The 24,595-nt window shown below is 68.9% G+C and carries 24 protein-coding genes; 9 read left to right on the top strand and 15 right to left on the bottom strand.

All coding sequences use genetic code 11. The features are described 5' to 3' along the window. Positions 1 to 57: 57 nt before the first annotated feature. On the top strand, positions 58 to 2,844 hold the full coding sequence (gene prsT, locus QM732_RS22045; RefSeq protein WP_415658230.1) for an XrtA/PEP-CTERM system TPR-repeat protein PrsT: 2,787 nt from the start codon (positions 58 to 60) through the stop codon (positions 2,842 to 2,844). Here the strand turns inward: prsT and QM732_RS22040 are convergent, their stop codons facing one another. Both QM732_RS22040 and QM732_RS22035 read right to left on the bottom strand, forming a co-directional pair. Beyond that, on the bottom strand, positions 2,845 to 4,119 hold the full coding sequence (locus QM732_RS22040) for a D-amino acid dehydrogenase (RefSeq protein ID WP_415658229.1): 1,275 nt from the start codon (positions 4,117 to 4,119) through the stop codon (positions 2,845 to 2,847). 18 nt (positions 4,120 to 4,137) lie between these two features. Further along, positions 4,138 to 4,776 (bottom strand): LysE/ArgO family amino acid transporter, encoded by a 639-nt coding sequence (locus tag QM732_RS22035; protein ID WP_415658228.1) that lies wholly within the window; start codon positions 4,774 to 4,776, stop codon positions 4,138 to 4,140. A 73-nt stretch (positions 4,777 to 4,849) separates the two neighbouring features. On the opposite strand from QM732_RS22035, the gene QM732_RS22030 reads away from it, so the two are divergent. Continuing rightward, entirely contained in the window at positions 4,850 to 5,755 is a 906-nt protein-coding gene (locus QM732_RS22030) for a LysR family transcriptional regulator ArgP (RefSeq protein WP_415658227.1), read from the top strand. Here the strand turns inward: QM732_RS22030 and QM732_RS22025 are convergent, their stop codons facing one another. Then, positions 5,756 to 5,929: a hypothetical protein gene (locus QM732_RS22025; protein ID WP_415658226.1), complete on the bottom strand. Its 174-nt coding sequence runs from the start codon at positions 5,927 to 5,929 to the stop codon at positions 5,756 to 5,758. 294 nt (positions 5,930 to 6,223) lie between these two features. Between QM732_RS22025 and QM732_RS22020 the strand changes: the two genes are divergently transcribed. Further along, positions 6,224 to 6,445 (top strand): hypothetical protein, encoded by a 222-nt coding sequence (locus QM732_RS22020; RefSeq protein ID WP_415658225.1) that lies wholly within the window; start codon positions 6,224 to 6,226, stop codon positions 6,443 to 6,445. On the opposite strand, the gene pssA is transcribed toward QM732_RS22020, so the two are convergent. From pssA to QM732_RS21990, 6 genes are all read right to left on the bottom strand, one after another. Beyond that, a complete protein-coding gene (pssA, locus tag QM732_RS22015) occupies positions 6,442 to 7,059 on the bottom strand; it encodes a CDP-diacylglycerol--serine O-phosphatidyltransferase (protein WP_415658224.1) in 618 nt (205 codons plus the stop codon). The genes QM732_RS22020 and pssA overlap by 4 nt on opposite strands. 26 nt (positions 7,060 to 7,085) lie before the next feature. Then, a complete protein-coding gene (locus QM732_RS22010; RefSeq protein WP_415658223.1) occupies positions 7,086 to 8,174 on the bottom strand; it encodes a nucleotidyltransferase family protein in 1,089 nt (362 codons plus the stop codon). Continuing rightward, positions 8,171 to 9,082 carry an HprK-related kinase A gene (locus tag QM732_RS22005; protein WP_415658222.1) on the bottom strand — a complete coding sequence of 304 codons (912 nt, stop codon included), beginning with the start codon at positions 9,080 to 9,082 and terminating at the stop codon, positions 8,171 to 8,173. Before QM732_RS22005 ends, QM732_RS22010 begins: the two co-directional genes overlap by 4 nt. Further along, entirely contained in the window at positions 9,079 to 9,363 is a 285-nt protein-coding gene (locus QM732_RS22000; RefSeq protein ID WP_415658221.1) for an HPr-rel-A system PqqD family peptide chaperone, read from the bottom strand. Before QM732_RS22000 ends, QM732_RS22005 begins: the two co-directional genes overlap by 4 nt. A 66-nt stretch (positions 9,364 to 9,429) precedes the next feature. Then, positions 9,430 to 10,140: a hypothetical protein gene (locus QM732_RS21995; protein ID WP_415658220.1), complete on the bottom strand. Its 711-nt coding sequence runs from the start codon at positions 10,138 to 10,140 to the stop codon at positions 9,430 to 9,432. Between the two features lie 174 nt (positions 10,141 to 10,314). Then, on the bottom strand, positions 10,315 to 11,187 hold the full coding sequence (locus tag QM732_RS21990) for a neutral zinc metallopeptidase (protein ID WP_415658219.1): 873 nt from the start codon (positions 11,185 to 11,187) through the stop codon (positions 10,315 to 10,317). A 128-nt stretch (positions 11,188 to 11,315) separates the two neighbouring features. Here QM732_RS21990 and QM732_RS21985 point away from each other — a divergent pair, with 128 nt between their 5' ends. Next, complete coding sequence (locus tag QM732_RS21985; RefSeq protein WP_415658218.1) at positions 11,316 to 12,113, top strand: head GIN domain-containing protein; 798 nt, start codon at positions 11,316 to 11,318, stop codon at positions 12,111 to 12,113. 25 nt (positions 12,114 to 12,138) lie between these two features. Further along, positions 12,139 to 12,780, top strand: a complete 642-nt coding sequence (locus QM732_RS21980; RefSeq protein WP_415658217.1) for a hypothetical protein — start codon at positions 12,139 to 12,141, stop codon at positions 12,778 to 12,780. Here the strand turns inward: QM732_RS21980 and QM732_RS21975 are convergent. After that, entirely contained in the window at positions 12,770 to 14,419 is a 1,650-nt protein-coding gene (locus QM732_RS21975; RefSeq protein WP_415658216.1) for an alkaline phosphatase family protein, read from the bottom strand. The two genes, QM732_RS21980 and QM732_RS21975, sit on opposite strands and share 11 nt — an antisense overlap. 112 nt (positions 14,420 to 14,531) lie before the next feature. On the opposite strand from QM732_RS21975, the gene QM732_RS21970 reads away from it, so the two are divergent. Both QM732_RS21970 and QM732_RS21965 read left to right on the top strand, forming a co-directional pair. Further along, positions 14,532 to 15,293, top strand: a complete 762-nt coding sequence (locus QM732_RS21970; RefSeq protein WP_415658215.1) for an enoyl-CoA hydratase/isomerase family protein — start codon at positions 14,532 to 14,534, stop codon at positions 15,291 to 15,293. 95 nt (positions 15,294 to 15,388) lie between these two features. After that, on the top strand, positions 15,389 to 15,625 hold the full coding sequence (locus QM732_RS21965) for a hypothetical protein (RefSeq protein WP_056266878.1): 237 nt from the start codon (positions 15,389 to 15,391) through the stop codon (positions 15,623 to 15,625). A 174-nt stretch (positions 15,626 to 15,799) separates the two neighbouring features. Here QM732_RS21965 and QM732_RS21960 read toward each other — a convergent pair whose 3' ends face one another. After that, a complete protein-coding gene (locus QM732_RS21960) occupies positions 15,800 to 16,360 on the bottom strand; it encodes a thymidine kinase (protein WP_415658214.1) in 561 nt (186 codons plus the stop codon). A gap of 165 nt (positions 16,361 to 16,525) precedes the next feature. Between QM732_RS21960 and QM732_RS21955 the strand changes: the two genes are divergently transcribed. Further along, on the top strand, positions 16,526 to 16,729 hold the full coding sequence (locus tag QM732_RS21955) for a hypothetical protein (RefSeq protein WP_056875494.1): 204 nt from the start codon (positions 16,526 to 16,528) through the stop codon (positions 16,727 to 16,729). 15 nt (positions 16,730 to 16,744) lie between these two features. On the opposite strand, the gene QM732_RS21950 is transcribed toward QM732_RS21955, so the two are convergent. From QM732_RS21950 to QM732_RS21935, 4 genes are all read right to left on the bottom strand, one after another. Further along, the gene (locus tag QM732_RS21950) at positions 16,745 to 18,124 is read right to left on the bottom strand and encodes an efflux transporter outer membrane subunit (protein ID WP_415658213.1); all 1,380 of its coding nucleotides are present in this window, start codon (positions 18,122 to 18,124) and stop codon (positions 16,745 to 16,747) included. A 5-nt stretch (positions 18,125 to 18,129) separates the two neighbouring features. Beyond that, a complete protein-coding gene (locus QM732_RS21945; protein WP_415658212.1) occupies positions 18,130 to 21,408 on the bottom strand; it encodes an efflux RND transporter permease subunit in 3,279 nt (1,092 codons plus the stop codon). 105 nt (positions 21,409 to 21,513) lie between these two features. Then, positions 21,514 to 22,728, bottom strand: coding sequence for an efflux RND transporter periplasmic adaptor subunit (locus QM732_RS21940; RefSeq protein WP_415658211.1), 1,215 nt, complete (start codon positions 22,726 to 22,728; stop codon positions 21,514 to 21,516). Positions 22,729 to 22,747: 19 nt separating this feature from the next. Further along, the gene (locus QM732_RS21935) at positions 22,748 to 23,530 is read right to left on the bottom strand and encodes an alpha/beta hydrolase (RefSeq protein WP_415658210.1); all 783 of its coding nucleotides are present in this window, start codon (positions 23,528 to 23,530) and stop codon (positions 22,748 to 22,750) included. A gap of 128 nt (positions 23,531 to 23,658) precedes the next feature. Between QM732_RS21935 and QM732_RS21930 the strand changes: the two genes are divergently transcribed. Beyond that, positions 23,659 to 24,591, top strand: coding sequence for a LysR family transcriptional regulator (locus QM732_RS21930; RefSeq protein ID WP_415658209.1), 933 nt, complete (start codon positions 23,659 to 23,661; stop codon positions 24,589 to 24,591). Positions 24,592 to 24,595: the final 4 nt, after the last annotated feature.

Raw genomic sequence — 24,595 nt, 5'->3', positions numbered from 1 at the left:
ACTGACGAGGGGCGCGGATTCTAGGAACACAATCGCGCGCCTGACCTGGGAGATTCAATGAAGACGCGTCATTTCGCCCCCCTGCTGCTGGTTGCCGTGCTGGCGGCCTGCGGCCAACGCTCCGAGCAGGATCTGCTCGCTTCCGCGCAGAAGCGCATGGAGCAAAAGGACGTCAGCGGCGCCGTCATCGAACTGAAGAACCTGTTGCAGCAAAGCCCGGACAACGCCAAGGGCCGCCATCTGCTGGGCAAGGCCTTGCTGGACGCCGGAGACCTGGCCGGCGCCGAGATCGAGCTGCGCCGCGCCTGGGAGCTCGGTGCCCCGCGCGACGAGCTGGCGCCGCTGCTGGCCCAGACCCTGCTGTTTTCTGGCCAGTCGCGCAAGCTCATCGCCGAGTTCGCCGACCAGAGCCTTGCCGACCCCACCGCCATGTCCACGCTGCAGCAGCACCTGGCCATGGCCTTCCTGGCCCAGGGCAACGTGACCGAGGCCAAGGCTGCCGCCGTGCGGGCGCTGCAGCTGAAGCCCGACTCCGAGGATGCCGTCGTCGTCAGTGCCCGCACCAAGCTGGCCGGTGGCTTCCCCGACGAGGCCTTGCAGGCACTCGACGAGCTGCTGGCGAAGAAGCCCAAGGCCGTCAAGGCCCTGCAGCTCAAGGCGGAGGTGCTGCTGGCGCGCGGCAAGCTCGACGAGGCCCAGCCGCTGCTCACCGAGGTGCTCGCGCTGGACCCGTCGTCCTACGAAGCCCGCTCGCTGCTGCTGCGCCTCGCGCTGGGCCGCCAGCAGCTCGACGCCGCGGCCAAGCTCGTCGACGGCATGCCGCCGGCCTTGGCGAAGAACCCGCGGGGCCGCTTCCTGCAGGCCCAGCTGGCACTTGCCAAGGGTGACGCCGCAAAGGCGCGCGAGCTGGCGCTGCCGCTGCTCAAGCTGATGCCCAACTACCTGCCGCTGCTGCGCCTGGCGTCGGGCGCCCACCAGCAGCTCGGCGAGCTGGCCGATGCGGAGAACCTGCTCAACCAGGCCATCAAGCTCGCGCCGGAAGACCTCGCGCTGCGTCGCCAGTTCGCCGGACTGCAGCTGCAGCGCCGCGCGCCGAACAAGACGCTGGAGACGTTGAAGCCCGTTCTCGAGGCAGCCAGGGCCGATGCCGAGACCCTGCTGCTGGCCGGCAAGGCCCACCTCATGCTGGGCAATTTCGAGGCGGCCGACCAGGCCTTCAGCGCTGCCGCCAGGCTGCGCCCCGACGATGCCAAGACGGGCGCGGCGCTCGCCCTTTCGGCCATCGTGCGAGACAGCACGGCGCCCAGTGGCGCCAACCGCGCCAAGGCCGACGCCGCCATCGCGCAGCTGCGCGACATCGCCGCCAAGGACAGTGGCAGCAACTACGACCTGATGCTCATCAACGCGCTGATGCGCCGCGGCGAGCTGCCCGCCGCACTGGCCGCCATCGACAAGCTCGCGCCCAAGATGCAGGGCAGCCCGGTGCCTGACGGCCTGCGTGGCCGCATCCAGCTGGTCCGCAAGGACAACGCGGCCGCCCAGGCTTCCTTCGAGGCTTCGCTGAAGGCCGACGCTGGCTACCTGCCGGCCGCGCTGGGCCTGGTGACGCTTGACATGCAGGCCGGGCGCAGCGAGGCTGCCATCAAGCGCCTGGAGGGCTTTGTCGCCAGCCAGCCGCATTCGCCGCAGGGTCGCCTTGCGCTGGCCGAACTGCTGTCGCAGACGGGTGCACCCGCCGAGCGCGTCACCGAGGTGCTGGCCGCCGGCGTGCGCGAGGAGCCGACCGATGCGGGTCTGCGCATGGCCCTCATCGACCAGCAGCTGCGCCTGGGCAATGCGGCCAAGGCCGCCCAGGCCGCGCAGGAGGCGTCGGCGGCCCTGCCGCTGAACCCTGACCTGCTGGAGCGCCTGGCGCGCACCCAGCTGGTGTCGGGCGACAAGGCGCAGGCGGTCAAGACCTATTCGCGGCTGACCGTGCTGGCACCCGCCCGTGCCCAGGGCTGGCTGGGTCTGGCGCAGATGCGCTTCATCGAGCAGGACTACGCCGGCGCTGAGCGCGAGGTCAAGCGGGCGCTGGAAGCCGAGCCGGGCTCGGCGGCCGCCCAGCGCCTGCTGATCCAGCTCGCGCTGCGCCAGGGCCGTATCGATGAGGGCCTGGCCGCGCTGCGCGAGCGCCAGAAGAAGTTCCCGCAGGAAGCCTTCGCGCTGATCGCCGAGGCGGACGTGGAGATCAACCGCCAGCATCACGATGCTGCCATCGCCGCGCTGCGCAAGGCCACGGCCCTGCGTGACCCGGGCGAATCTGCGCCGCGCCTGTTCGCGGTGCTGCTGGCCAGCAAGAGCCGCGACGAGGCGCTTGCGTTTGAAAAGCAATGGCAGACGTCGCATCCCCAGGATGTTGTCTTTGCCGGCGCCGTGGCCGACGTGTTGCTGGCCCGCGGCGACATCGAGGCGGCGCTGACGCGCTACGAAGCCCTGCTCAAGCGCAGTCCCGATGCGTTGGCCGTCATCAACAACGTGGCATGGCTGCGCAGCAGGCTGGGCAAGGCCGATGCGCGTGAACTGGCCGAGCGCGGCCTCAGGATCAACCCCGACTACCCGGCCCTGCGAGACACCTACGCCACCGTGCTGGCCAACGAGAAGGACTTCGGCAAGGCTGTGCGCCTTCAGCGCCAGCTGGTGGCCGATCAGCCCGATCAGCCGGCATTCCGCCTGAATCTGGCTGAGATCCTCATCCAGTCCGGTGACAAGCCGGCCGCCAAGACCGAGCTGGAGGGGCTGGCCCGGCTGGGCGCGAAGTTCCCTCAGCAGACCAAGGTGGCGGCGCTGCTGAAGACGCTCTGATCAGGCGCCGTAGAAGCCGAAGGCCATGTCCGGCCTGCGACCGGCGATGAGCTCGGCCATCGCATGGCCCGAGCCGGCGCCATGCGTCCAGCCCAGCGTGCCATGGCCGGCGTTCAGCCACAGGTTGCGCGCCTTCCTGCTGCGGCCGATGTAGGGCACGTTGTTGGGCGTGCTGGGGCGCAGGCCGGTCCAGTAGTTGGGCTCGCTGGTGTCGGCCACGCCGGGGAACAGCTCCTCGTAGCGTCGCACCAGGGCCGCGCAGCGCACCTTGGCGGTGGGCGAGTCGAGGTTGAGATCGAAGCCCGACAGCTCGGCCGTGCCGGCGATGCGGATGTGGTCGCCCAGGCGCGAGATGGCGATCTTGCGCGTGTCATCGAGCAGGCTGACGACGCTTGCGGCCTCGGGTTTCTTCAGGCGCAGCGTTGCCGAGTAGCCCTTGGCCGGGTAGATGTTGAGATGCTCGCCCAGCGGCCGGACCAGGGCTGGCGTGTATGAGCCCATGGCGGCGACGAAGGCGTCGGCCTTGAGCGACTTGCGCTCGCCGCTGCGGGTGTGGGCGATCTGCACGGCCTCGATGCCGTCGGCGACGCGTTGCAGGCCGAGGATGTCGTGCTCGTACAGGAACTGCGCGCCGCGTTGTGCGCACAGCTGCGCGAGCTTCTGCGTGAAGACCTTGGCATCGCCGCTTTCGTCGCTGGGCGTGAAGGTGCCGCCGAAGATGCGGCTGCCGAAGGCAGCCAGCGAGGGCTCCACCTTCAGCACCTCCTCGCGGCCCAGCACGCGGCGGTCCACGCCGTGCCGGCGCATGATCTCGGCGCCGGCGGCGCCGGCGTCGAAGTCGGCCTGACTGGAGAAGAAATGCAGGATGCCGCGCTCCAGGCGGTCGTACTCGATGCCGGTGCGCGCAACGAGGTCCTTCAGCGACTCGTGCGAATAGCGGCCCAGTTGCACCAGCTCCTCGACGTTGCGCTCGAAGGCCGCGTCAGTGCACTGCGTCAGGAAGGCAAGGCCCCAACGCCACTGGTTGGGATCCAGGCGCGGGCGGAACAGCAGCGGCGAGTCGTCCCGTAGCAGCCACTTGGCCACCTTGAAGGGCGCGCCGGCATTGGCCCAGGGCTCGCAGAAGCTGACGGAGATCTGCGCGCCGTTGGCGAAGCTCGTTTCCAGAGCTGCGTCGGCCTGGCGGTCGACGACGATGACGTCATGCCCCTCGTCGAGCAGATACCAGGCCGTGGCGATGCCGATGATGCCGGCACCGAGAACGACGATCTTCATGGCTTTCCTTTGGTGTTCCTAGAGGGGTTTCAGGAGGAGTTGTAGACCCAGGCCGGCCATCAGCAAAGCGACCGTGGCGTCGACGACCCGCCAGGTGGCGGGGCTGCGCAGCTTGGGTGCTGCTGCGGCGGCACCGAAGCCCAGCAGGCCGAACCACATGGCCGACGCGAGTCCGGCGCCGGCCGCGAAGGCCGCGCGCGACTCGGGCGGCTGGCGCGCACCCAGGCCGCCCAGCAGCACGACGGTGTCCAGGTAGACATGGGGGTTCAGGTAGGTGAAGGCGAAGGCGGCCGACAGCGTGGCGCCCAGTCCCGCGGACGCGCCTGCGGCGTCCAGCCCCGCGACGGGGCGCCAGGCACGCCGGGCCGCGAGCAGCCCGTAGCCCATCAGGAAGGCGGCGCCACCGAAGCGAAAGATCTCCAGCAGCAGAGGCTGGCCCTGGATCAGTGCGCCCAGTCCGAAGACACCCAGCGCGATCAGCAGCCAGTCCGACAGCGTGCAGACGGCGACCACGGCGCCGACATGCTCGCGCCGCAGCCCTTGGCGCAGCACCAGGGCGTTCTGGGCGCCGATGGCCAAAATCAACCCGGCGCCCATGGCCCAGCCCTGCGCGAAAACGGCAGGCGTGGTCGGGTCGGCCAGGACGGCGGCAGGCATCGGCGGATTCTCGGCAGGCACCGCGGATTCAAGAAGCTTCATTCATATTATTCGCCATACATTAGCGGAGCTTATGAACGAGTTCGATCCTGCCGCCCTCGACTGCCTGGCCGCCCTGGCTGACGAACAGGGCTTCGAGCGCGCTGCGCAGCGCCTGTCCATCACGCAAAGCGCCGTCTCCCAACGGCTGCGCGGGCTGGAGGCGCAGGCCGGGCAGCCGCTGGTCGTGCGCTCGCGCCCGCTGCGCCTGACCGAGGCCGGCAAGGTGCTGCTGCGCTTCGCCCGCCAACTCCAGGCATTGCGCGTGGATGTGGCGCGCGAGCTGGGTGAGCGCGTGGCGCCGCAGTCGCGGCTTGCCATCGCCGTCAATGCCGACAGCCTTGCAACCTGGGTGCTGCCGGCCCTGGACGCTCTGGTGCAGCAGGGCTTGCGCGAGGGCTATGGGCTGGAGCTGGTCGTGGACGACCAGGACTTCACCCACGACAGCCTGCGCCAGGGGGCCGTGCTGGGCTGCGTGTCCACCGTGGCCGAGGCCTTGCAGGGCTGCCGCGTGCAGCCGCTGGGAGTGATGCGCTATGTCGCGGCAGCCAGCCCGGGATTCCTGGCAGCGCAACTGCCCGAGGGGCTGCATGGTGGCAACTTCGCCGACACGCCCTTCCTGGTCTTCAATCGCAAGGACGACAGCCAGTCCCAGTGGGTCTCACAGGCCTTCGGCGTGCGCGCGCCGCGGCTGAGGGAGCGCTTCGTGCCGTCCAGCGAGGCCTATGTGCGTGCCGCCGTCATGGGCTGGGGCGTGGGCGTCGCTCCGGAGATCCAGGTGCGTCCGCTTGTCGAGGCCGGTCAGTTGGTGGTGCTGAAGCCGGAGGTCGGTGTCGATGTGACGCTCTACTGGCACCAGTGGCAGCTGCAGGGCCGGGATGCGCTGCTGGACCGCATCGGCCAGGCCCTGGCCGATGGCGCCAGGCGGGCACTGGGCTGATCAGCGAGTGGCCGTGGCGGGTGCGGACGCGGCAGCCGCGGCAGGTGCGACCTGGGCGATCAGCAGACTTTTGCTGCCTTGTTCGGGATGGATGGCGTAGGCCATCCACAGCGTGCTGACCAGCACAACGGCAATCAGGCCGTTGGCGAGCCACTTCAAAAATGCTGAACTCATGCGGAGCCGGGGGGCTTGAAAGGTTGCGCAGCTTAAGCGCCGGAGCAGCGAACCCTATCCTTGGCGCTGCGAAGCGGGGAAATGAATTGCAAATCAGCAACGCCCCCTCGAATTGAGGGGCGCCGCTCGGAAGGCCCTGTCGCCACTGGGAAAAACAGGTCTTGCACTTGTGCGGTAATGCCAGTAGAGGCAATATTTACTCACAGTTGCGGGGTCCTTTTGTCACATGAATCCCGCACACTGGACCCACGGAGCCAATAGGGTTGTTGGCCCGTCAAGCCAGAGAGGTCTGCCATGCGATTCGTTCCAGCGCTGCGTTTCTTCCGCCGTGACGCCGCTGCGCGCAGCGCGCCGGACCCGGCCGACCTCGGTACCGCCTTCGGGCTGGACGCCTGCCTTGATGGCGGTGGCGTCAGCGAATACCGCAGCCAGCCGCCGAGCGATTTCCTCGAGTCGCAGGGCAACCACGCGGCGCAGGAGTCGCCACTGAGCTGGCTGTCGCGCCGGACGGCCTAGATCTTCGGAATCCGGATCCGGCTCACCATCAGCGAGCCGGACAGCGCAAACATCAGCACCAGCGGGTGCAGCCGGAAGCCCGCCAGCCACCAGACCCCGCCCCAGAGCGCGTCACCGAGGGCGCCCTGGGCCACCGCGACCCACAGCACCGCGACCAGCAGCATCGACGTCGGGATCGGCGTTCCTTCGAAGTAGGCCACCTTGCCGGTGCCGCCGCTGAGCTTCTCGGCGGTGACGTTGTAGCGGGCCAGCCGGCTGACGCCGCAGGCCACGAAGAACACCAGCACGATGCGGTCGTACAGCCCCTGCATGCCGCAGCCATAGGCGATGACGGCTGGCGCGACGCCGAAGGAGATCACGTCGGCCAGCGAGTCCAGCTCGCGGCCCAGCGCCGAGCTCTTCTGCCGCCAGCGCGCGATGCGTCCGTCCAGCACGTCGAAGGCCAGGGCCAGCGGGATCAAGGCGCAGGCGTACTGCAGGTGCAGCCGGTCGCCGCTTTGCAGGAAGCTCATCACCGCGAACAGCGCACCCATGCCGGCGCAGGCATTGCCCAGCGTGAACCAGTCGGCGAGGTGGAACTCGCGGATCATCGAGAAGGGCTTGGGTCGGTCCATGGCCCGTCGATTGTCGGCTTCGCCGCCTAGGGCTGGGCTTCTTTCGCCGGACGCATGCGCAACCAGGTCTTGCGCGCCAGGTGCTGGACCAGCAGGCCGAAGGGCATGCGCAGCCAGTGCGAGCGCACATAGAGGGCCAGCCTGGCGCCGCTGGTCAGCGGGCCATCGCAGCTCGGGTGGTCGGGCATCAGTGCACGGTCGTAGCAGGCGTCGAGCAGGCCCTGGCAGGCCGGTGCGTCGGCCGCGGCTGCCCGCATGACGTCGTGCGGTACAGGCGTATCCAGCCAGCGCGTCGTGTAGCGCAGGGCGTGAAAGAGGGGCCGGCCCAGGCCCAGCGCGCGGGCGCGCGGCACCAGGGCGGTCCAGAACGCCGGATCGCGGCCGAAGTCACGCAGCAACGCATCCAGGTCGAACAGGTCGCGCAGGCCTTTCTCGAGCTCCCCCTCGTGGAACAGGTGGGCTGCGCTGTGCAGCACCATGGTCACCGGTGCCAGTACGTGGACACCCGGGTGGCCGGGGAGCTCGCGCGCATCCTCGAACAGCGCGGCGGTATCGACCTGTATGCGTGCCGACGGTGGCAGGATGGTGTGGTGGACGTCAAGGCTGCTGCCGCGGTCCACGTGTGTCAGCGGGGGGATCTCGTGCATCCACTCGCGGTAGTAGCGCTCGTCGTAGGCATCCAGGTCTTGCTCGAAGCTCCAGCCATTGGCGAGCAGCGCCGCCTCGATGTCATCGATGCGCGCCTTGGGCACGAGGATGTCGACGTCGCCGAACACGCGGCCGTAGCTGGCCGGCAGGCCCGCCATCAGGTAGGCCGTGCCCTTGAGCAGGATGGGTTCGACGCCCAAGGGGCGCAGTGCCGCCTGGATCCGGCTCACCTCCCAATGTGTCAGCTTCGACTGGCGCTCCGCGGTCAGCAGCGCGGCATGGAGGTGATGCCCGGGACCGGATGGCACGCCGTCCAGCCAGGGTTTGAGCAGGACCGCCAGCTTGGCCAGCAGCACGCCTCGCCGTGCCTGGCGCAGGAGCAGATCCCATTCCAGCGGGCGCAACTGCAATGCCGAGCCGGGGTCGCGCAGTACGCGCAGCAGCAGGGGCGCGTGAGAGGTCGTCACGCTCGCGCCGCCAGTTGGTCGATGTGCTGCACGGCGTCGTCCAGCGACGAGTACTCGAATTCCAGGCAGTCGCAGCTGTCCACAAGGTCGGCGGTGGCCTCGAAGCCTTTGCGGCCATGGAGGTCGTAGTTGAACGCCTGTTCCGCCAGCAGCAGCAGCATCCGGGCCTTGGGAACGTCGGTCAGCGCTGGTGCTGCGCCAGCGGTGTAGCGGGGCATCACGATCCAGGTCGGCCGTGCCGGCTCGCGGATACGTGCAACGCTCTCGGCGGGGGCCTTCATCAGCGCGAGAGTGCCCTTGGTCGTGTCCGGAACCGGCCGCGTCAACTCCGCCTGTGGCGCGAACTTCCGGACCAGCTCGATGGACACGTTCTTCAGGTTGACCGGGCGCCCCATGCCGGTGACCTGCCGATCGACCAGGTCGTAGAGCGTGATCTCGTCAGACATCAGCCGCCAGCCGCTATGGGCCAGCGCTGCGGTCAGGGTGCTCTTGCCGGAGCCCGGGGGTGCCGGCATGACCAGCGCCCGACCATCGCGCTCCAGCGCTGCCGCGTGATAGGAGAGGTAGGGGTGAGCCATGGTGCTGACGGCCCAGTTCAAGCCCCACTCGACCATGTGGAAGGCTTGCTCTGCCGGCAACTGGCTGAATGCCGGTTCTCCGTCCGCGAAGAAGCGGGCCATGGGCTTGACCCAGCGGCGCAGGCCACCTTCGCGCAGCACCTCGAGATGGAAGTCCGCGAAGTCCTCCGGCGTGCCGAGGTCGAAGTCGGCGTAGAGCAGGCTGAGGTCCTCGGCCACGCGGTCGACATCGGAGCGCAGGCGGGCCACGAAAGGAGGGACGTTCAAGACCAGGTCGCCACGGGCCAGCCTCCCGCGCAAGTCGCCCAGGGCCAGATCGCGGACCTTCATGCCGGCTCGACGAGCCCCATGTCGCGCATGGACCTTAGCTGGCGTTCGAAGAAGGCGAAGGCGGTGGCCTGATCCATGGACTCGGGCAAGGCATCGCCCAGCAAATCGACCAGCTGTCGAACCGACAGCGGCTGCCGTGTCAAAAGCTCCAGGAACTCGATGACGAGCGCATCGACCAGATGCGTGTCACCCGAGCCGTCGTCATAGACCGCACCCAGGCCGTCCCAGTCGCGCCAACAAATGTCAGCAGGCCTGTGAACGCTCCAAAGGGGCTCCCGCATCTGCGCTCAGGTGCTTGGGTTCGGCGCGCAACGGCCTGAAGTCGGCAATACCCGGCGGGGTGAGACTCAGCTCAGGCGGCCGATGAGGTTGTTCCTCAAGTAGTCCTGCACGTTCACCACCGTCCACGTCTTGCCGTCTGGGCCTTTGCCCCCGCCGTTCGCGACGATGGTGCTCAGCGTGTTGAGCTGATTGGTGGAGAAGGAATCGATCACGCAGACGTCCGTATTGGTCGTGCGACTGATCTGGAAGTTCAGCCAGGCGACCAATATCTGCTTCTGCGCATCCGAGCACGTGCGCTTGCCGGTCTTGTCTTTGTTCGAATCGGCATCGTTGAGCATTTCCCAGATCAGCTTCGTGCCAGGCACGCCGGCTGTGCTGGTGCCTCCGCATGCCTGCGAAACCTTGTAGGCCTTCACGGCGGCAACGGTGTTGCAGCTGATGGTCGCGCGCGTCCAGCCGGCACAACCCGTCCCCTTCCAGTCATCCTTTGTGAAGCAGGAGACGGTCGGCGCATTGTTGGCCTTGCGTGTGTAGGTGCTCGCCGTCGTGTTGACCAGCGACTGGATGGAACCCCAGGCCGAAGCCGAGAAGCACTTGCCGGTGGCGGTGGTGGCCAGAACCGGCCGGCTGCTCAATGTCAGCGCCACGGGAATGACGCCTGCGCCGGCCTTGATGAACCGGCGGCGTCGTGCCGAGGCCAGCTTGATGGCGGACGCGTCGACGGAGGTCGGCGCCTGGGGCGTCGACTGCGGGTCGTTGATCTGGCGTTCGCTCATGACAGTGGCCTCGGTGGATGGTGCGGGTCGTCCCCATCAGGGGGCAACTTGCCCTGGATTTCAGGGTTGGCCGATGCTAATAGAAGGCTCGGCGATTTGGATGGGAGTGTTTCACACAAAGCCTTTTGGGCGCTATCCAGCGCCCCCTTGATTGGGTGGGCCTGAATCGGGGACTCAGAGGGCGGCGGACGAAAAGGTGTCGCAGGCCTTCAGGTCGCCGGCGTCCAGGCCCCGTTTGAACCAGCGCACCCGCTGGGCGCTGCTGCCGTGGGTGAAGCTCTCGGGCACGACGCTGCCCCGGGAGCGCTTTTGGAGGGTGTCGTCGCCGATCTGGGACGCGGCGTTCAGCGCCTCCTCGATGTCGCCCTGTTCCAGCCAGCCCTTGCTGCGCTGCGACAAGCTGGCCCACACGCCGGCAAAGCAGTCGGCCTGCAGTTCCAGCCTGACACTCATGGCGTTCATCTCCCGCTCGGAGACGCGGCCGCGGGCCTGGTCCAGCTTGGCGGTCGTGCCCATCAGGTTCTGCAGGTGGTGGCCGACCTCATGGGCGATGACGTAGGCCTGGGCGAAGTCCCCTGGCGCACCCAGGCGCTCCCGCAGCGTGTCGTAGAAGCTCAGGTCGATGTAGACCTTGCGGTCGGCCGGGCAGTAAAACGGCCCCATCGCGGCTTCGCCGGTGCCGCAGGCCGTTGGCTCGCTGCCGCGGAACACGCGCAGCTTCGGGTTGGGGTATTGCTGGCCGCTGCGCTGGAAATAGGCGCCCCAGACGTCCTCGGTGTCGGCCAGGATGACCTTGACGAAGCGGTAGCCGGGGTCCTGGGCATGGGAATCGGGCGCCGGCGCCTGGACCGGCGTGCCGCCGCCGCCCCCGCCGCCCAGAAGGCCCAGCACCGTCAGGGGGTTGACGCCCAGGACCCAGGAGGCCAGCAGGGCGATGACGATGCCGCCCAGGCCGATGCCGCGCCCGCCGATCGGCAGCCCCCCTCGACCACCTCCGTCGCGGGCGTCTTCGACGTTGTCACTCTCGCGCTGGCCTTCCCACTTCATGTTGCGTCTCCTGCTGGTCGGCCCATCCTACGGCCCATGACTGCAAAAGCGCAGTCCATCGCCTGCCGCGGGCGTGGGATCTCCCGGCTGGACACACTGCCGCCGCATCGCCGCACCGGGAGTCCCGAATGAAACGTCTTGCCATCATGGCCCTTGTCGCCGCCTTCGCTACCAGCGCCGCCCTGGCCGGTGACAACGACTGGCGACTGCGCATCAAGAAGGAGGCTGATGGCTGGTCGGCCAGTTTCAGCGGTCCCACCGACTACGGCAGCAGCAGGAACCGCGTGCGCGGCTCGGGCGTCAAGGTGGAGAAGCTGCGCTCCCTGGCTGCCTTCAGCCAGTTGCGCATCGACGGCCCCCTCGACGTGAAGCTGACGCAGGGCGGCAGCGACGAGGCCGTCGTCGTCGCCGATGACAACATCGAGCCGCTGATCGAGACCATCGTGGAGGGCGATGCCCTCGTCGTGCGCCTGAAGCGTGATGCGGGCTTCACGACGCGCCACGCGCCGGCGGTGCGCATCAGCGCCCGCGCGCTGCAGACGATCGCCATCCATGGCTCGGGTGACCTGGGCGTCGACAGCTTCCGGGCCGACAGCCTGGGCCTGAGCATCGACGGCTCGGGGGACGCCCATTTCGGGCTTGTCGAGCTCAAGGAGCTCAACGTCAGCATCAGTGGCTCGGGCGACGTGCGCCTGGCCGGCCGGGCGGAGCAGCAGCGCTGGCGCGTCAGCGGCTCCGGTGATGTCGATGCACGCGCGCTGGCGGGGCGGGCCGCCAAGGCCAGCATCAGCGGCTCGGGTGATGTGGACCTGGGCGTGACCGAGCAGCTGGACGTGCAACTGAGCGGTTCCGGCGATCTCAGCTACGCCGGTCGCCCCCAGTTGCGCCAAAGCGTCAGCGGTTCGGGGGAGATTCGCCGCCGTTGAGCCGCGCCGGCCCAGAATCGGGGCCGTGACTGAAGACGAACTCTGGTGGCAGACGCTGACCGAGGGCCCGCTGCTGCTGGCCCTCTTCGATGAGCATGACCGCCTGCTGCGCGCCAATGCAGCCTATCGCCAGGCCTGGCATCTGGCCGAGGGCGCCACACCGGCCTGGGAGCAGATGGTCGACGCTGCACGGCAGGCTGGTGTCGGTCCGGTCGAATCGCCCGAGCGACGCAGCCGCCAGGCCCAGCGCGGCTATGAGCAGGCCTGGCGCGACGGCCGGCGCTTTTGGTGGGTGGCGCAGCGCACGCCCGACGGCGGGCTGGCCCTTACCGGCGTGGACATCAGCGCGTTGGCCCGACCGCGGGCAAGCGCCGGGCAGTTGCTGCCGACCCAGGCCGGCAGCGAGCTGCTGCAGGCCTTGCTGTCAGACCCCGGTGCATGGCCGCTGTCCGTCGCGACGCTGGCCGTCGGGGCCGATCCGGCCGAACTGCTCGCGCGCATCCGCGGCGAGGACGGCTGCATGCGGCTGGCCGACGGCCGCTTGCTCGTCATGCTGCCGGCCACCGGCCCCGCCCAGGCCCGGGCACTGGGCGTGCGCCTCGGCGCGCAGGCGCTGACCGAGGCCACCTGGGGCGAGTCGGCTGCGGCCTTGCTGGCTAGGGTTTGAGCTTCAGGTCCCGGCCTTGCGCCTGGGCGGGCGCGGGCAGGCCGGCGACGGCCGCCAGCGTGGGGGCCAGGTCGGCCACCTCGGCGCGTTCCTTCATCTCGCCCTGGCCGACGTAGCCCGGCCCCCAGAACAGCAGCGGCACATGGGTGTCGTAGCTGTAGGGGCTGCCATGGGTGCTGCCGCCCGGGCGGTAGCTGAAGATCCAGTTGGGCTTCAGCACGATCTGCAACTGCGCGGCTCGCGTCGGGTCGAAGGACTTGCGCATGGCTTCCAGGTAGGGCGTGGTCGTGTCGTTGCCGAGCAGCTGCTCGCGCGTGAACACGGCGGCGACGCCGGGGAGCTTGAGCAGCTCCTCGCGCGCGGTCGCCTGCACGGCGGCGAAATCCAAGCCCTTCTCGGCGGCGAGCTTGTCGTTGAGCAGCAGGCCGGACGCGGAGAAGGCGCGCGCCAGACGCTCGACGCCGAACTTCGCGCTCAGTGCCGTGTTGACGGCCAGCAGCGACGGCGGGTTGTTGAAGCGGCCGGCATCGCGGCCCTGGGTGATGGCCCATTCCGGCGTGTCGGTGAAGCCGTGGTCGGCCGTCAGTGCGAGCACGTAGTTGCCGGCGCCCACTTCCTTGTCCAGGAACTGGAAGAAGGCCTGCAGGTGGCGGTCCAGGTGCAGTGTGTGGTCGTGTGACAGCCGCGACTCGGGGCCGAAGGCGTGATTGATGTAGTCATGGCTGGACAGGCTGACCGACAGCAGGTCCTGTACGCCGCGCTGGCCCAGCTTCTCGTTCTTCACGGCGGCGCGGGCGAAGGCCAGAGTCAGCTCGTCGCCGAACGGCGAGGCCAGCAGGCCGCCGTAAAAGCGCGGGCCGGGGGCATCCATCTTGTCGCCGATGACCGCGGGCAGGCGGTTGCCGTTGCCGCTGGCGACCTGCCAGGACTGGCCGTCCGGCACCGAGCGGGCATAGGCGGATTCCGGCAGCAGCGGCGCCCAGGTCTTCTTGAAGAAGGCGTCGGCCGGCCTGGCGGCATTGAAGTCCGTCACCCATTGCGGGTGCTGCTGCATGTAGTACGTGCTGGACGCGAAGCGGCCCGTCTCCGACATGTACATGTAGGCCGTGCCCTTGTGGCCGGCCGGCAGGATGGCACCGCGGTCCTTGCCCGAGATGCCGATGACCTTGGATTGCGGCGAGCGCGTGCGCAGCACATCGCCCAGTGTTTCCACCTTGAGGTTGCGCGGGCTGGTGCCGGCCAGCGGTGCCGTCGGGCTGTCGATGTACTTGTAGTCCGTGTCGCCGGTGTTGTAGACCTGCTCCCCGGTATCCGGATTGCGCCATTCGTTGCTGATGATGCCCGTTCGCTGCGGGTAGGCGCCGCTGAGCATGACCGAGTGACCCGCCGCCGTGACGGTATGGCCGTGGCCGTAGTGCGCATCGGCGAACCAGCGACCATGGTCCAGGAAGCGTGCGAAGCCGTCGGGCGAAAGCTGGTCGCGATAGCCGGTGACCTGGCGCATGGGCAGGCCGTCGATGACGACAAGGACGAGCAGCTTGGGTGTCTGGGGAGCTGCGACCGGCGACGGAGTCGTCGTGCAGGCGGTGAGGGCACTGGCGAGGGCCAGGGTCAGCAGGCGGCGTCGGGTGAAGAACATGACGGTTTTGTGACGGTGAAGGGCGCGAGCTTACGTCGTCACAATGTCTGATTTGTAAAGCCATGACCCAGCACGACCACATCCATTCCGAATGGGCCACGGGGCGACGTCCGTGAGCAGCGGCCAGGCCCCGTTGCTGGAGATGGCCGGCGGCGTGGCGCGCATCACGCTGCGCCGGCCGCGCCAGGCCAACCGCCTCGCCGTCGACGACCTCGCCACGCTGCGCGGCCAGCTCGATGCCGTCAATGCGGACGAGGCGGTGCGCGTCCTCGTGCTGGCCGGCGAAGGTCGGCATTTCTGCAGCGGCTTCGACCTGGGCGCGCTTGGCGCCATCGACGCCGGTGCGCGTTTCGGCGACCTGGCGGATGCGCTGGAAGGCGTGCGGCCCATCACCGTGGCGCGTCTGCACGGCGGCGTCTACGGCGGCGCTGCCGACCTCGCGCTCGCCTGCGACTTCAGGCTTGGCGCGCCTGCGGTCGAGATGTTCGTTCCCGCTGCACGCATCGGCCTGCATTTCTACGCCGGCGGCCTGCGGCGCTTCGTCGACCGCCTCGGGCTCGCGACCGCCAAGCAGGTGTTGCTGGCCGGGCGCACGCTGGACGCACAGGCCCTGCTCGGTTGTGGCTATCTGGACCAGTTGCTGCCCGATGTCGAAACGCTGGATGCCGCGCTGAAGGCCCTGGTCGATGAATTGCTGGGCATGGCACCGCTGGCACTGCTGCCGATGAAGCAGCACCTGAACGCGATCGCGGCTGGCCGGCTGGATGCGACCCGGCTCGCGGACGACATCGTCCGGGCCCGCGATTCGGCCGATCTCATCGAGGGACAGGCGGCCTGGGCCGGAAAAAGACCGGCCTGTTTCAAGGGGGGTTGAAAGCCCTAGGCCGGGGCTTTCGCCACATCGTGGAAAATATGGGGCCTGCGCCTCTGCCCGGCGCCTTCTTTTACACACTCTTCGACAGGACCAGCGTGGCCAAAGAAACCACCAAGACCACCATCGAAGCGGATGGTCTGCGCTACCGCTCCAAAGCTCCCGGTTCGCCCTTCGCGGCGACTTCCTCCTTCGGCGCGGCGACGATGTCGTGCTTCCTGTGCGGCAAGCATCGCCCGCGCGCGATGCTCAAGTCCAAGAAGCTGCTGGGCAAGTCGCAGCCCGTCTGCTCGCCGTCCTGCAAGGAGCTGGACGCGCAGATTGCCGCGAAGTAAGTGAGCTCCCGGCCCGCGGGTACGCGGGCTGACCCCTTAGCCCTTGGGGGGTCGATTCATTGGGGGGCGTTTGCCCCTCAATGAATCGAGAAGCACCACCCGTGAGTGGCGTCGGCGACGCCGCTCAGGGATGGCACGCCTTGCTCGTACGGCGGGGCCGCCGCTGGCCGGTGCCTAGCCCTGGCGGAAACAACGCCCGCAGACGGAGCGGTAGCGTGCATTGCCGCCGATCTCCACCTGGGCGCCCTCGGTGACCTTGCGGTTGCTGGCGTCCACGCGCATGTTCATCGTTGCCTTGCGGCCGCAGTCGCAGATGGTCTTCATCTCGTCCATCTCGTCGGCCAGCGCCAGCAGCGCGGCGGAGCCGGGGAAGAGCTCGCCCTGGAAATCGGTGCGCAGGCCGTAGCAGATGGCCGGCAGGCTGCGCAGATGCGCCATCTCGTGGAGCTGCTGCACCTGGCGCTTGCTGAGGAACTGAGCCTCGTCGACGAGGATGCAGGCGATGCCGGGGTTATCACCCATCAGCGCGATGAAGTCGGTGTCGGCGTCGAACTGCTCGACCTCGCGCTGCGGGCCCAGCCGCGACGTGACGAAGCCGCGGCCAAAGCGGTCGTCCAGCCGCGCCGTGAAGATGCGCACGCGGTGGCCACGCTCCTCGTAGTTGTGCGCCACCTGCAGCAGGGCGGTGGACTTGCCGGCGTTCATCGCGGCATAACGGAAAAAGAGCTTGGCCATGGGGGTGTCTGAAGCGGGGTCGCATTGTCCTCGCAGGCCGACCCCGCAGATCGGGGCAGGGAAAGCCCGCGGTTTCGGTCCTTTTGGGCTGCAACTGCGGGCTTGCGAGATGGCGCTGTCATCTGGGCCGTGAGTCAATTCGCCTTTCCCTGACCTGTCTGAAGAATGAGCAAAGACACCGTCACCGCGGTCCGCCAGGATGGCTTGCGCTACCAGTCGAAAGTGGGTGGTTCGCCCTTCCTCGGCAGCGGCCACACCCGCTCCTGCTTCAAGTGCGGCAAGCACCGCGCGCCGGCCAGCCTGCAGTCCATCCGGCTGCTGGGCCGCAACGAAGTGGTCTGCAAGCCCAACTGCAAGACGTTGCCCTAGCCCCGGCCGCGCCGTTCAGGCTCCGGGGCCGACCCAGCCGCCGCCAAGGGCCCGGATCAGGCCCACCGTGGCTTGGTATTGCGCCGAGCGCACCTGCAGCGCCGAGCGGCGGTTGGCCAGCTCGCTGCGGCGCGCGTCCAGCAGCTCCAACTGACTGACCAGGCCGTTGCGGTAGCGCGTGTCCGACAGCTTCAGCGCCTGGCCGGCCGCGCTGACGGCGCGCGCGCTGGCCTGCTCTTGAGCCTGCAGCAGCGACAGCGCCCCGAGCTGGTCCTCCACGTCCTTCAGCGCCAGCAGGAACTGCTCGCGGAACGCGATGGCCTGCGCGTCCATCTGCGACCTGGCCGCGTTGACGCCAGCCTCGCGGCGGCCACCGTCGAAGATGGGCAGCGCGCCCAGCAGGCCCACGCCCCAGGTACTCGCGCCGCTCTTCAGCAGGTTGGACAGTTCGCTGGAGATGCCGCCGCCCTGGGCCGTCAGCGACAGGCTGGGCCACCATGCCGCCTGTGCGACGCCCACGCGGGCCTGCGCGGCCTGCAGCTGGCTGCGTGCAGCGGCGAGGTCTGGGCGGCGCTGCAGCAGCTCGCTGGGCAAGCCGGCCGGTACGGCGGGAAGTGCGGTCGTCCACGCGTGCGGCTCCAGGCTGAAGCCGGACGGCACCTCGCCGACGAGCACGGCGAGTGCCGTCTCCAGCTCGATGCGGCGGCGCTCCAGCGACAGAGCCTCGGACTCGTTCGCGGCCAGTTCCGCGCGCACGCGCGCCAGGTCCAGGTCGGCGACGTCGCCCGCGCGGGCGCGCTTCTCGGTCAGCGACAGCGTCTCGCCGTAGGCGGCCACGGTGTCGCGCACGATCTCGCGTTCCGTGTCCAGCGCCCGCAGCGCCAGGTAGCCGCGCGCCACGTTGGCCTGCACCAGCAGGCGGGCGTCTGCCAGCAGCTGCTCGCGCGCCTGCACGTCCAGTGCCGCGGCATTGCGCTCGTGCAGCAGCCGCCCGCCCAGGTCCAGCTCGTAGGCGAGGTTCAGGCCGGCGCTGTACTGGTTGGCGGGCTGCGGCGCGGCCTGGCCGGGCGTGGACGAGCGGCCGGCACCGGCCGCCGCGCCGAGCTGCGGCAGCCGGCCGGCCTGGGCCGAGCCCAGTGCGGCGCGCGCCTGCGCCAGCCGGCTGGCGGCCGACTGCACGCTGGTGTTGGTGGCCATCGCGCGGGCGACGAGGTCGTCCAGCACCGGGTCGGCGAAGGGCCGCCACCAGCTCGCGGTCAGTGCGGCCGCGTCGTTCGCGACCGTGGCCTTGTAGGTCGCCGGCGCCTGCGGCAGCTGTGCCGGGTCAATGGTGCCGACGGAGGCGCAGCCGGCCAGCAGCAGCGCTGCAATGAGCGGGGTAAGAGTCAATTTCATGATGATCACTTGCCTCGTTGAGGAAGGGCGTCGGCCACGGGGGTGGCTGGCGCGACATGCGCATCAGGGACCCCAGGGGCATCAGGCGCATGAGGAGCGTCGTGAGCGGCCGGGGCGGCCACTTGGCCACCGTGGTGGCGCAGCGGCGCGTTGCCGGTCAGGCGACGCACGATGACGTAGAACAGGGGCGTCAGGAACAGGCCGAACAGCGTCACGCCGATCATCCCGGCGAACACAGCCACGCCCATGGCTTGTCGCATCTCCGCGCCGGCGCCGGTGCTGAGCACCAGCGGCAGCACGCCCATGACAAAGGCCATCGACGTCATCAGGATCGGCCGCAGCCGCAACCGTGCAGCCTCGAGCGCCGCCTGCACCGGCGAGCGGCCGGCGAACTCCAGCTCGCGGGCGAACTCGACGATCAGGATGGCGTTCTTCGCCGACAGGCCGACCAGCACGATGAGCCCGATCTGCGTGAACACGTTGTTGTCGCCGTGGCTGAGCCACACGCCCGTCATCGCGGCCAGCAGGCCCATTGGCACGATGAGCAGGATGGCGATGGGCAGCGTCAGGCTCTCGTACTGCGCGGCCAGCACCAGGAACACCAGCAGGATGGCCAGCGGGAAGACCCAGGCGGCTGAGTTGCCGGCGATCTTTTCCTGGTAGGTCAGGTCGGTCCACTCATAGCCGATGCCCGGGGGCAACGTCTCGGCGGCGATGCGCTCGACGGTGGCCTGCGCCTGGCCCGACGAGAAGCCTGGAGCGGCGCCGCCGTTGATGTCGGCGGCCAGGAAGCCGTTGTAGCGCAGCGCGCGCTCGGGGCCGAAGCTGGGCGTGACCTTCATCAGCGCGGACAGCGGAACCATCTCGCCCGACGACGAGCGCACCTTCAGCGCGCCGATGTCCTCGGCACGGGCGCGGTAGGCGGCGTCCGCCTGGACGCGGACCGAGTAGGTGCGGCCGAACTTGTTGAAGTCGTTCACATACAGGCTGCCGAGGTAGATCTGCATCGTGTCGAACACGTCCGTCACGGCCACCCCGAGCTGGCGTGCCTTGGTGCGGTCGAGGTCGGCGAACAGCTGCGGCACGTTGACCTGGTAGCTGGAGAACAGGCCGGCGAGTTCGGGCGCCTGGGCTGCCTTGGCCATGAAGGCCTTCACGGCGCCGTCCATCGCCTCGTAGCCCAGGCCGCCACGGTCCTCCAGCTGCAGCTTGAAGCCGCCGGTGGTGCCCAGGCCCTGCACGGGCGGTGGGGGGAACATGACGATGAAGGCGTCCTCGATCTGGCCGTACTGCGCGTTCAGCGAACCGGCGATGGCGCCGGCCGACAGGTCCTTGGTCTCGCGTTGCTCGAAGGGCTTCAGCGTTGCGAACACGATGCCGGAGCTGGCGCTGTTGGTGAAGCCGTTGATGGACAGGCCGGGGAAGGCCACCGCATGCTCGACGCCGGGCGTCTTCAGCGTGATCTCCGTCATGCGGCGGATCACGTCCTCGGTGCGGTCCAGCGTGGCGCCGTCAGGCAGCTGCGCGAAGCCGATCAGGTACTGCTTGTCCTGACCCGGCACGAAGCCGCCGGGCACGGCCCTGAACAGGCCGGCCGTGGCCGCGACCAGGCCCAGGTAGACGACCATCATGATGGCCTTGCGCGACATCAGCGTCTTCACGCCGCCGCCGTACTTCTCGGAGCTGCGCGTGAACAGGCGGTTGAAGCGCGCAAAGAAGCCGCCCAGCACGCGGTCCATGCCGCGCGTCAGCGCGTCCTTGGGTGCGTGATGGTCCTTCAGCAGCATCGCGGCCAGAGCCGGTGACAGCGTCAGCGAGTTGATCGCCGAGATCACCGTCGAGATCGCGATGGTCAGCGCGAACTGCTTGTAGAACTGCCCTGTCAGGCCGGTGATGAAGGCCAGCGGCACGAACACCGAGATCAGCGTCAGTGCGATCGCGATGATGGGGCCCGACACCTCGCGCATCGCCCGATAGGTCGCGTCGCGCGGGCTCAGGCCCGACGCGATGTTTCGCTCCACGTTCTCGACCACGACGATGGCGTCGTCGACGACGATGCCGATGGCCAGCACCAGGCCGAACAGGCTCAGCGCGTTGATCGAGAAGCCGAAGACGTGCATTACCGCGAACGTGCCGACGATGGAGACCGGCACGGCCAGCAGCGGGATGATGGACGCGCGCCAGGTCTGCAGGAACAGGATGACGACCAGCACGACCAGCGCGACGGCCTCCAGCAGCGTGTGGATGACCGACTCGATGGACGCGCGCACGAATTGCGTCGGGTCGTAGACGATGGTGTAGTCCACGCCTTCGGGCATCGCGGCCTTCAGCTCGGCCATCGTGGCGCGCACGTTGGCGGAGATGTCCAGCGCGTTGCCGCCGGGGGCCTGGAAGATCGGAACCGCGACGGCGGACTTGTTGTCCAGCAGCGAGCGCAGTGCGTACTCGCTGGCACCCAGCTCGATGCGGCCCAGGTCGCGCAGCCGAGTGACGGCGCCCGAGGCCGACCCCACGCCGGTCTTCACGATGATGTCCCCGAACTCCTCGGCCGACTGCAGTCGACCCTGTGCGTTGACGGACAGCTGCAGGTCGATGCCTACCAGGCCCGGCGATGCGCCGACGACACCGGCCGCGGCTTGCACGTTCTGGCCGCGGATGGCCGTCACGACGTCACTGGCCGACAGGCCGTGCTCGGCGACCTTCTGCGGGTCCAGCCAGATTCGCATCGAGTAGTCGCCCGAGCCGAACAGCTGTACCTGGCCCACGCCCGGGATGCGCGCGAGGCGGTCCTTGACGTTCAGCAGCGCGTAGTTGCGCAGATAGGTCATGTCGTAGCGGTCGTTGGGCGACGTCAGGTGCACGACCATCGTCAGGTCCGGGCTGCTCTTGACGGTCGTCACGCCCAGGCGCTTGACCTCCTCGGGCAGTCTCGCCTCGGCCTGTGCGACGCGGTTCTGCACCATCTGCTGCGCCTTGTCCGGGTCGGTGCCAAGCTTGAAGCTGACAGTCAGCGTCATCAGGCCGTCAGTGGTCGCCTGACTGCTCATGTAGAGCATGTCCTCGACGCCGTTGACGGCCTCCTCGAGAGGCGTAGCGACCGTCTCGGCGATGACCTTCGGATTGGCGCCGGGATACTGGGCGCGCACGACGACGGACGGCGGCACGACGTCGGGGTATTCCGAGATCGGCAGCGCGCGTATCGACAGCAGGCCGCCGATGAAGATCAGCAGCGACAGCACGCCCGCGAAGATCGGTCGGTCGATGAAGAACTTGGAGAGATTCATGGGTGCTCCTGGCGAGCGCTGCGTTTTCAGGCGAAAGCACGCCCCCCGCAGGCCGGCTGGACCGGCCCGCAGACAGCGCTCGCGGGTGGGGTTAGGCTTCTTGGATCAGGAGTTCTTGGCAGCGCCCTGCTGAGCAGCCAGTTCGGGCTTGGCGTCCATCGCGACATCCTTCGGCGCGAGAACAGAACCCGGCCGCACGCGCTGCACGCCGCCGACGACGATGCGCTCGCCGCCCTTCAGGCCGCTGGTCACGACGCGCAGGCCGTTGACGCTGGCACCCAGCGTGACGGGTCGCCATTCGGCCTGGTTGCCGGCGCCGAGGACGATGACGTAACGCTTGTCCTGGTCCGTGCCGACGGCGCGCTCGTTGACAAGCAGCGCCGCCTCATCCTTGGCCTGGCCCATGCGCAGCTTCGCGAACTGGCCCGGAATCAGGCGGCCGTCCTTGTTGTCGAACACGGCGCGCACGCGCAGCGTGCCGCTCTTCGCGTCGACCTGGTTGTCGACCAGTTGCAACCGACCGGTCTGCGCGTCGCTGGCGCCGTTCAGCATCTCCACCGGGATGCGCTCCAGGCCGCGGCGGTTCGATCCACCGTCGGGCAGCGCGGCGAGCGCGCCGCGCACGATGCTCTCGTCGGCGTCGAAGCTCGCATAGATGGGGCTGACCGACACCAGCGTCGTCAGCACAGGCGCGCCAGCGCCGGCGGCGACCAGGTTGCCGGATGTGACCTCGATCTTGCCGACGCGGCCCGCCACCGGGGCGCGCACCTGCGTGTAGCCCAGCGACAGCTGGGCCGCTTGCAGCGCGGCCTGCGCGGCGCGCAGGTTGGCAGTGGCCTCGCGGGCGGCGTTGTCGCGCTCGTCGAAGTCGCGACGTGCGACCGCGCGTTCCTCCAGCAAGGCCTTGGAGCGCGCCAGCTCGCTCTGCGTGTAGCTGACGCGGGCCTGCGCGGCGGCCACAGTGGCCTCGACGCGGGCGACCTCGGCCTGGTAGGGCGCGGGATCGATGCTGACGAGCAGATCGCCGGCCTTCACGAGGCTGCCCTCACGGAAGTGCACGGCCTGCACGGCACCGGACACGCGGGCGCGAACGTCGACGCGGTCCACGGCCTCCAGCCGGCCGGAGAACTCGTTCCATGCCGAGACCTGCTGGCTGACGACCTGGGCAACGGACACCGGCGTGGCCGGTGGCGCGGCGGGGCCGGAGTTGGCGCGTGCGGGCTGGCCGAACTGGCCGAGCCCCACGGCGCCGAGTGCGACCAGGGCGATGGCACCGGCGAAAAGGCCGAGGCGGCGGTTGAGGCGAGGGGTGGACTGCATTTCTATTTCTCTCCGGGGATCAAGCAGGATTCGTGAGTGCCTGGCGGGTGGCCTGGCTGAGGAAGTCGTGGATGGGTGCCAGCATCAGCTCGCTGGTCAGTGCCGGCAGCGTCAGGCCGCGCGCGCTGCCGCCGTGCTCGCGCAGGGCGCTGGCGTACCGCACGGCTTCGTCATTCAGCGGATGGCCGGCGACGCTCAGTACCAGCGCGGGCGCGAGGCCGGCCAGGCGGCTGGCGTTCAACGGCGTGGCGTAGGGGTGGTCGGCGCGGGTGCAGTCGCCCAGGTAGGCCTGCCAGCCCTTGGCATAGATGCACTGGCTGTCGCCGCACTCGCCCTCGCGCATGGAGGCACTGCCCAGCTGCGGGTCCAGCATGGGCGAGATCAGCAACTGGCCGGCCAGGGCTGGTGCCCGCTGGTCGCGGGCCATCAGTGCCAGCGCCGCGGCGATGTTGCCGCCGGCTTCCTCGCCGGCGACGAAAAGCGCTGTCTGAACGCTGCCGACCAGCTTGGCCGGCTTGGCGGCGATGGCCTGCAGCGCTTCGAAGGCTGCGACCAGGCTGGCCGGGAACGGGTGCTCGGGGGCCAGGGGGTAGTCCAGCGCGACGACATCGGCGCCGGCCTCGGCCAGAAGCTCGCAGCGCGCCTCGGCGGCCGCGCAGGAACCCTCGGTGAACGTGCCGGGGTGCAGATAAAGCATCAGCGCACGACCACCGCCGGCCAGCGGGCGGCGCGCGGTGAACACGCAGGCGTTCAGCCCCGGGGCGGGGCCGAGGCGCAAAGTCGATGGGGCCATCTTGTCCATGGACCGAAAGATAGAGATTGATTGCTCGGCGATAAACGGCCTTCGAGACGACTCACTTTTCTTGTGCGTGGAACAATCGAAATTCCCGTGCCGCTCGTAGGGGCGCGTTCCAACCCAACCGGACGACCATGGATCGACTCCAAGCCATGCAGGCCTATGTGCGCGTCGTCGAGGCCGGCACCTTCACGAAGGCGGCCGACTCGCTGGACCTGCCCAAGGCCACCGTCACGCGCCTGATCCAGACGCTGGAATCCCATCTGCGCACCAAGCTGCTGAACCGCACCACACGCCGCGTGACGGTGACGCCGGATGGCGCCGCCTACTACGAACGCGCGATGCGGCTGCTGTCCGACCTGGAAGAGCTGGAAGGCAGCATGAACCAGGCGCGCATGACGCCGCGCGGGCGCATCCGCATCGACGTCCCTGGCGTGGTGGGCCGCGAGATGATCATTCCGCACCTGCCGGACTTCTACGCGAAGTACCCGGACATCCAGATCGAGATGGGCGTCAGCGACCGGCCGGTGGACCTGATCGGCGACAACGTCGACTGCGTGATCCGAGGCGGCGAGCTGACCGACCAGAGCCTGGTGGCAAGGCGCATCGGCGAGTTCCGCTTCATCACCTGCGCGACGCCGGAGTACCTGCGCCGCCACGGCACCCCGGCGCACCCGCGCGAGCTGGGTGAGCCGCCGCACCGCATGGTGGGCTACTTCTCTGCGCGCACCGGCAAGATCGTGGGCGACACCTTCCGCCGTGGCGACGAGGTGGTGGATGTGGTGGGCAACCACGCGATCGCCGTCAACGACGCGAATGCCTATCTGAATGCCGGTCTGGCCCACCTGGGGCTGGTGCAGGTGACCTGCTTCATGGCAGGGCCGCTGCTCAAGAGCGGCGAGCTGGTGCGGGTGCTGGAGGATTGGGACACCGACCCGGTGCCCGTCTACGTGGTCTACCCGCCGAACCGCCACCTCAGCAGCAAGCTGCGCGTGTTCGTCGACTGGGTCGTGGAGCTGATCGGCCGCGAGGCGCTGGGTGGCGTGAAGATGCGCTGTACGGCCTGAGCGG

This window comes from Roseateles sp., assembly GCF_047654805.1.
Lineage (GTDB): Bacteria > Pseudomonadota > Gammaproteobacteria > Burkholderiales > Burkholderiaceae_C > Pelomonas.
Note: the sequence above shows the minus strand (reverse complement) of the source record. Positions and strands in the feature narration are given on the sequence as shown.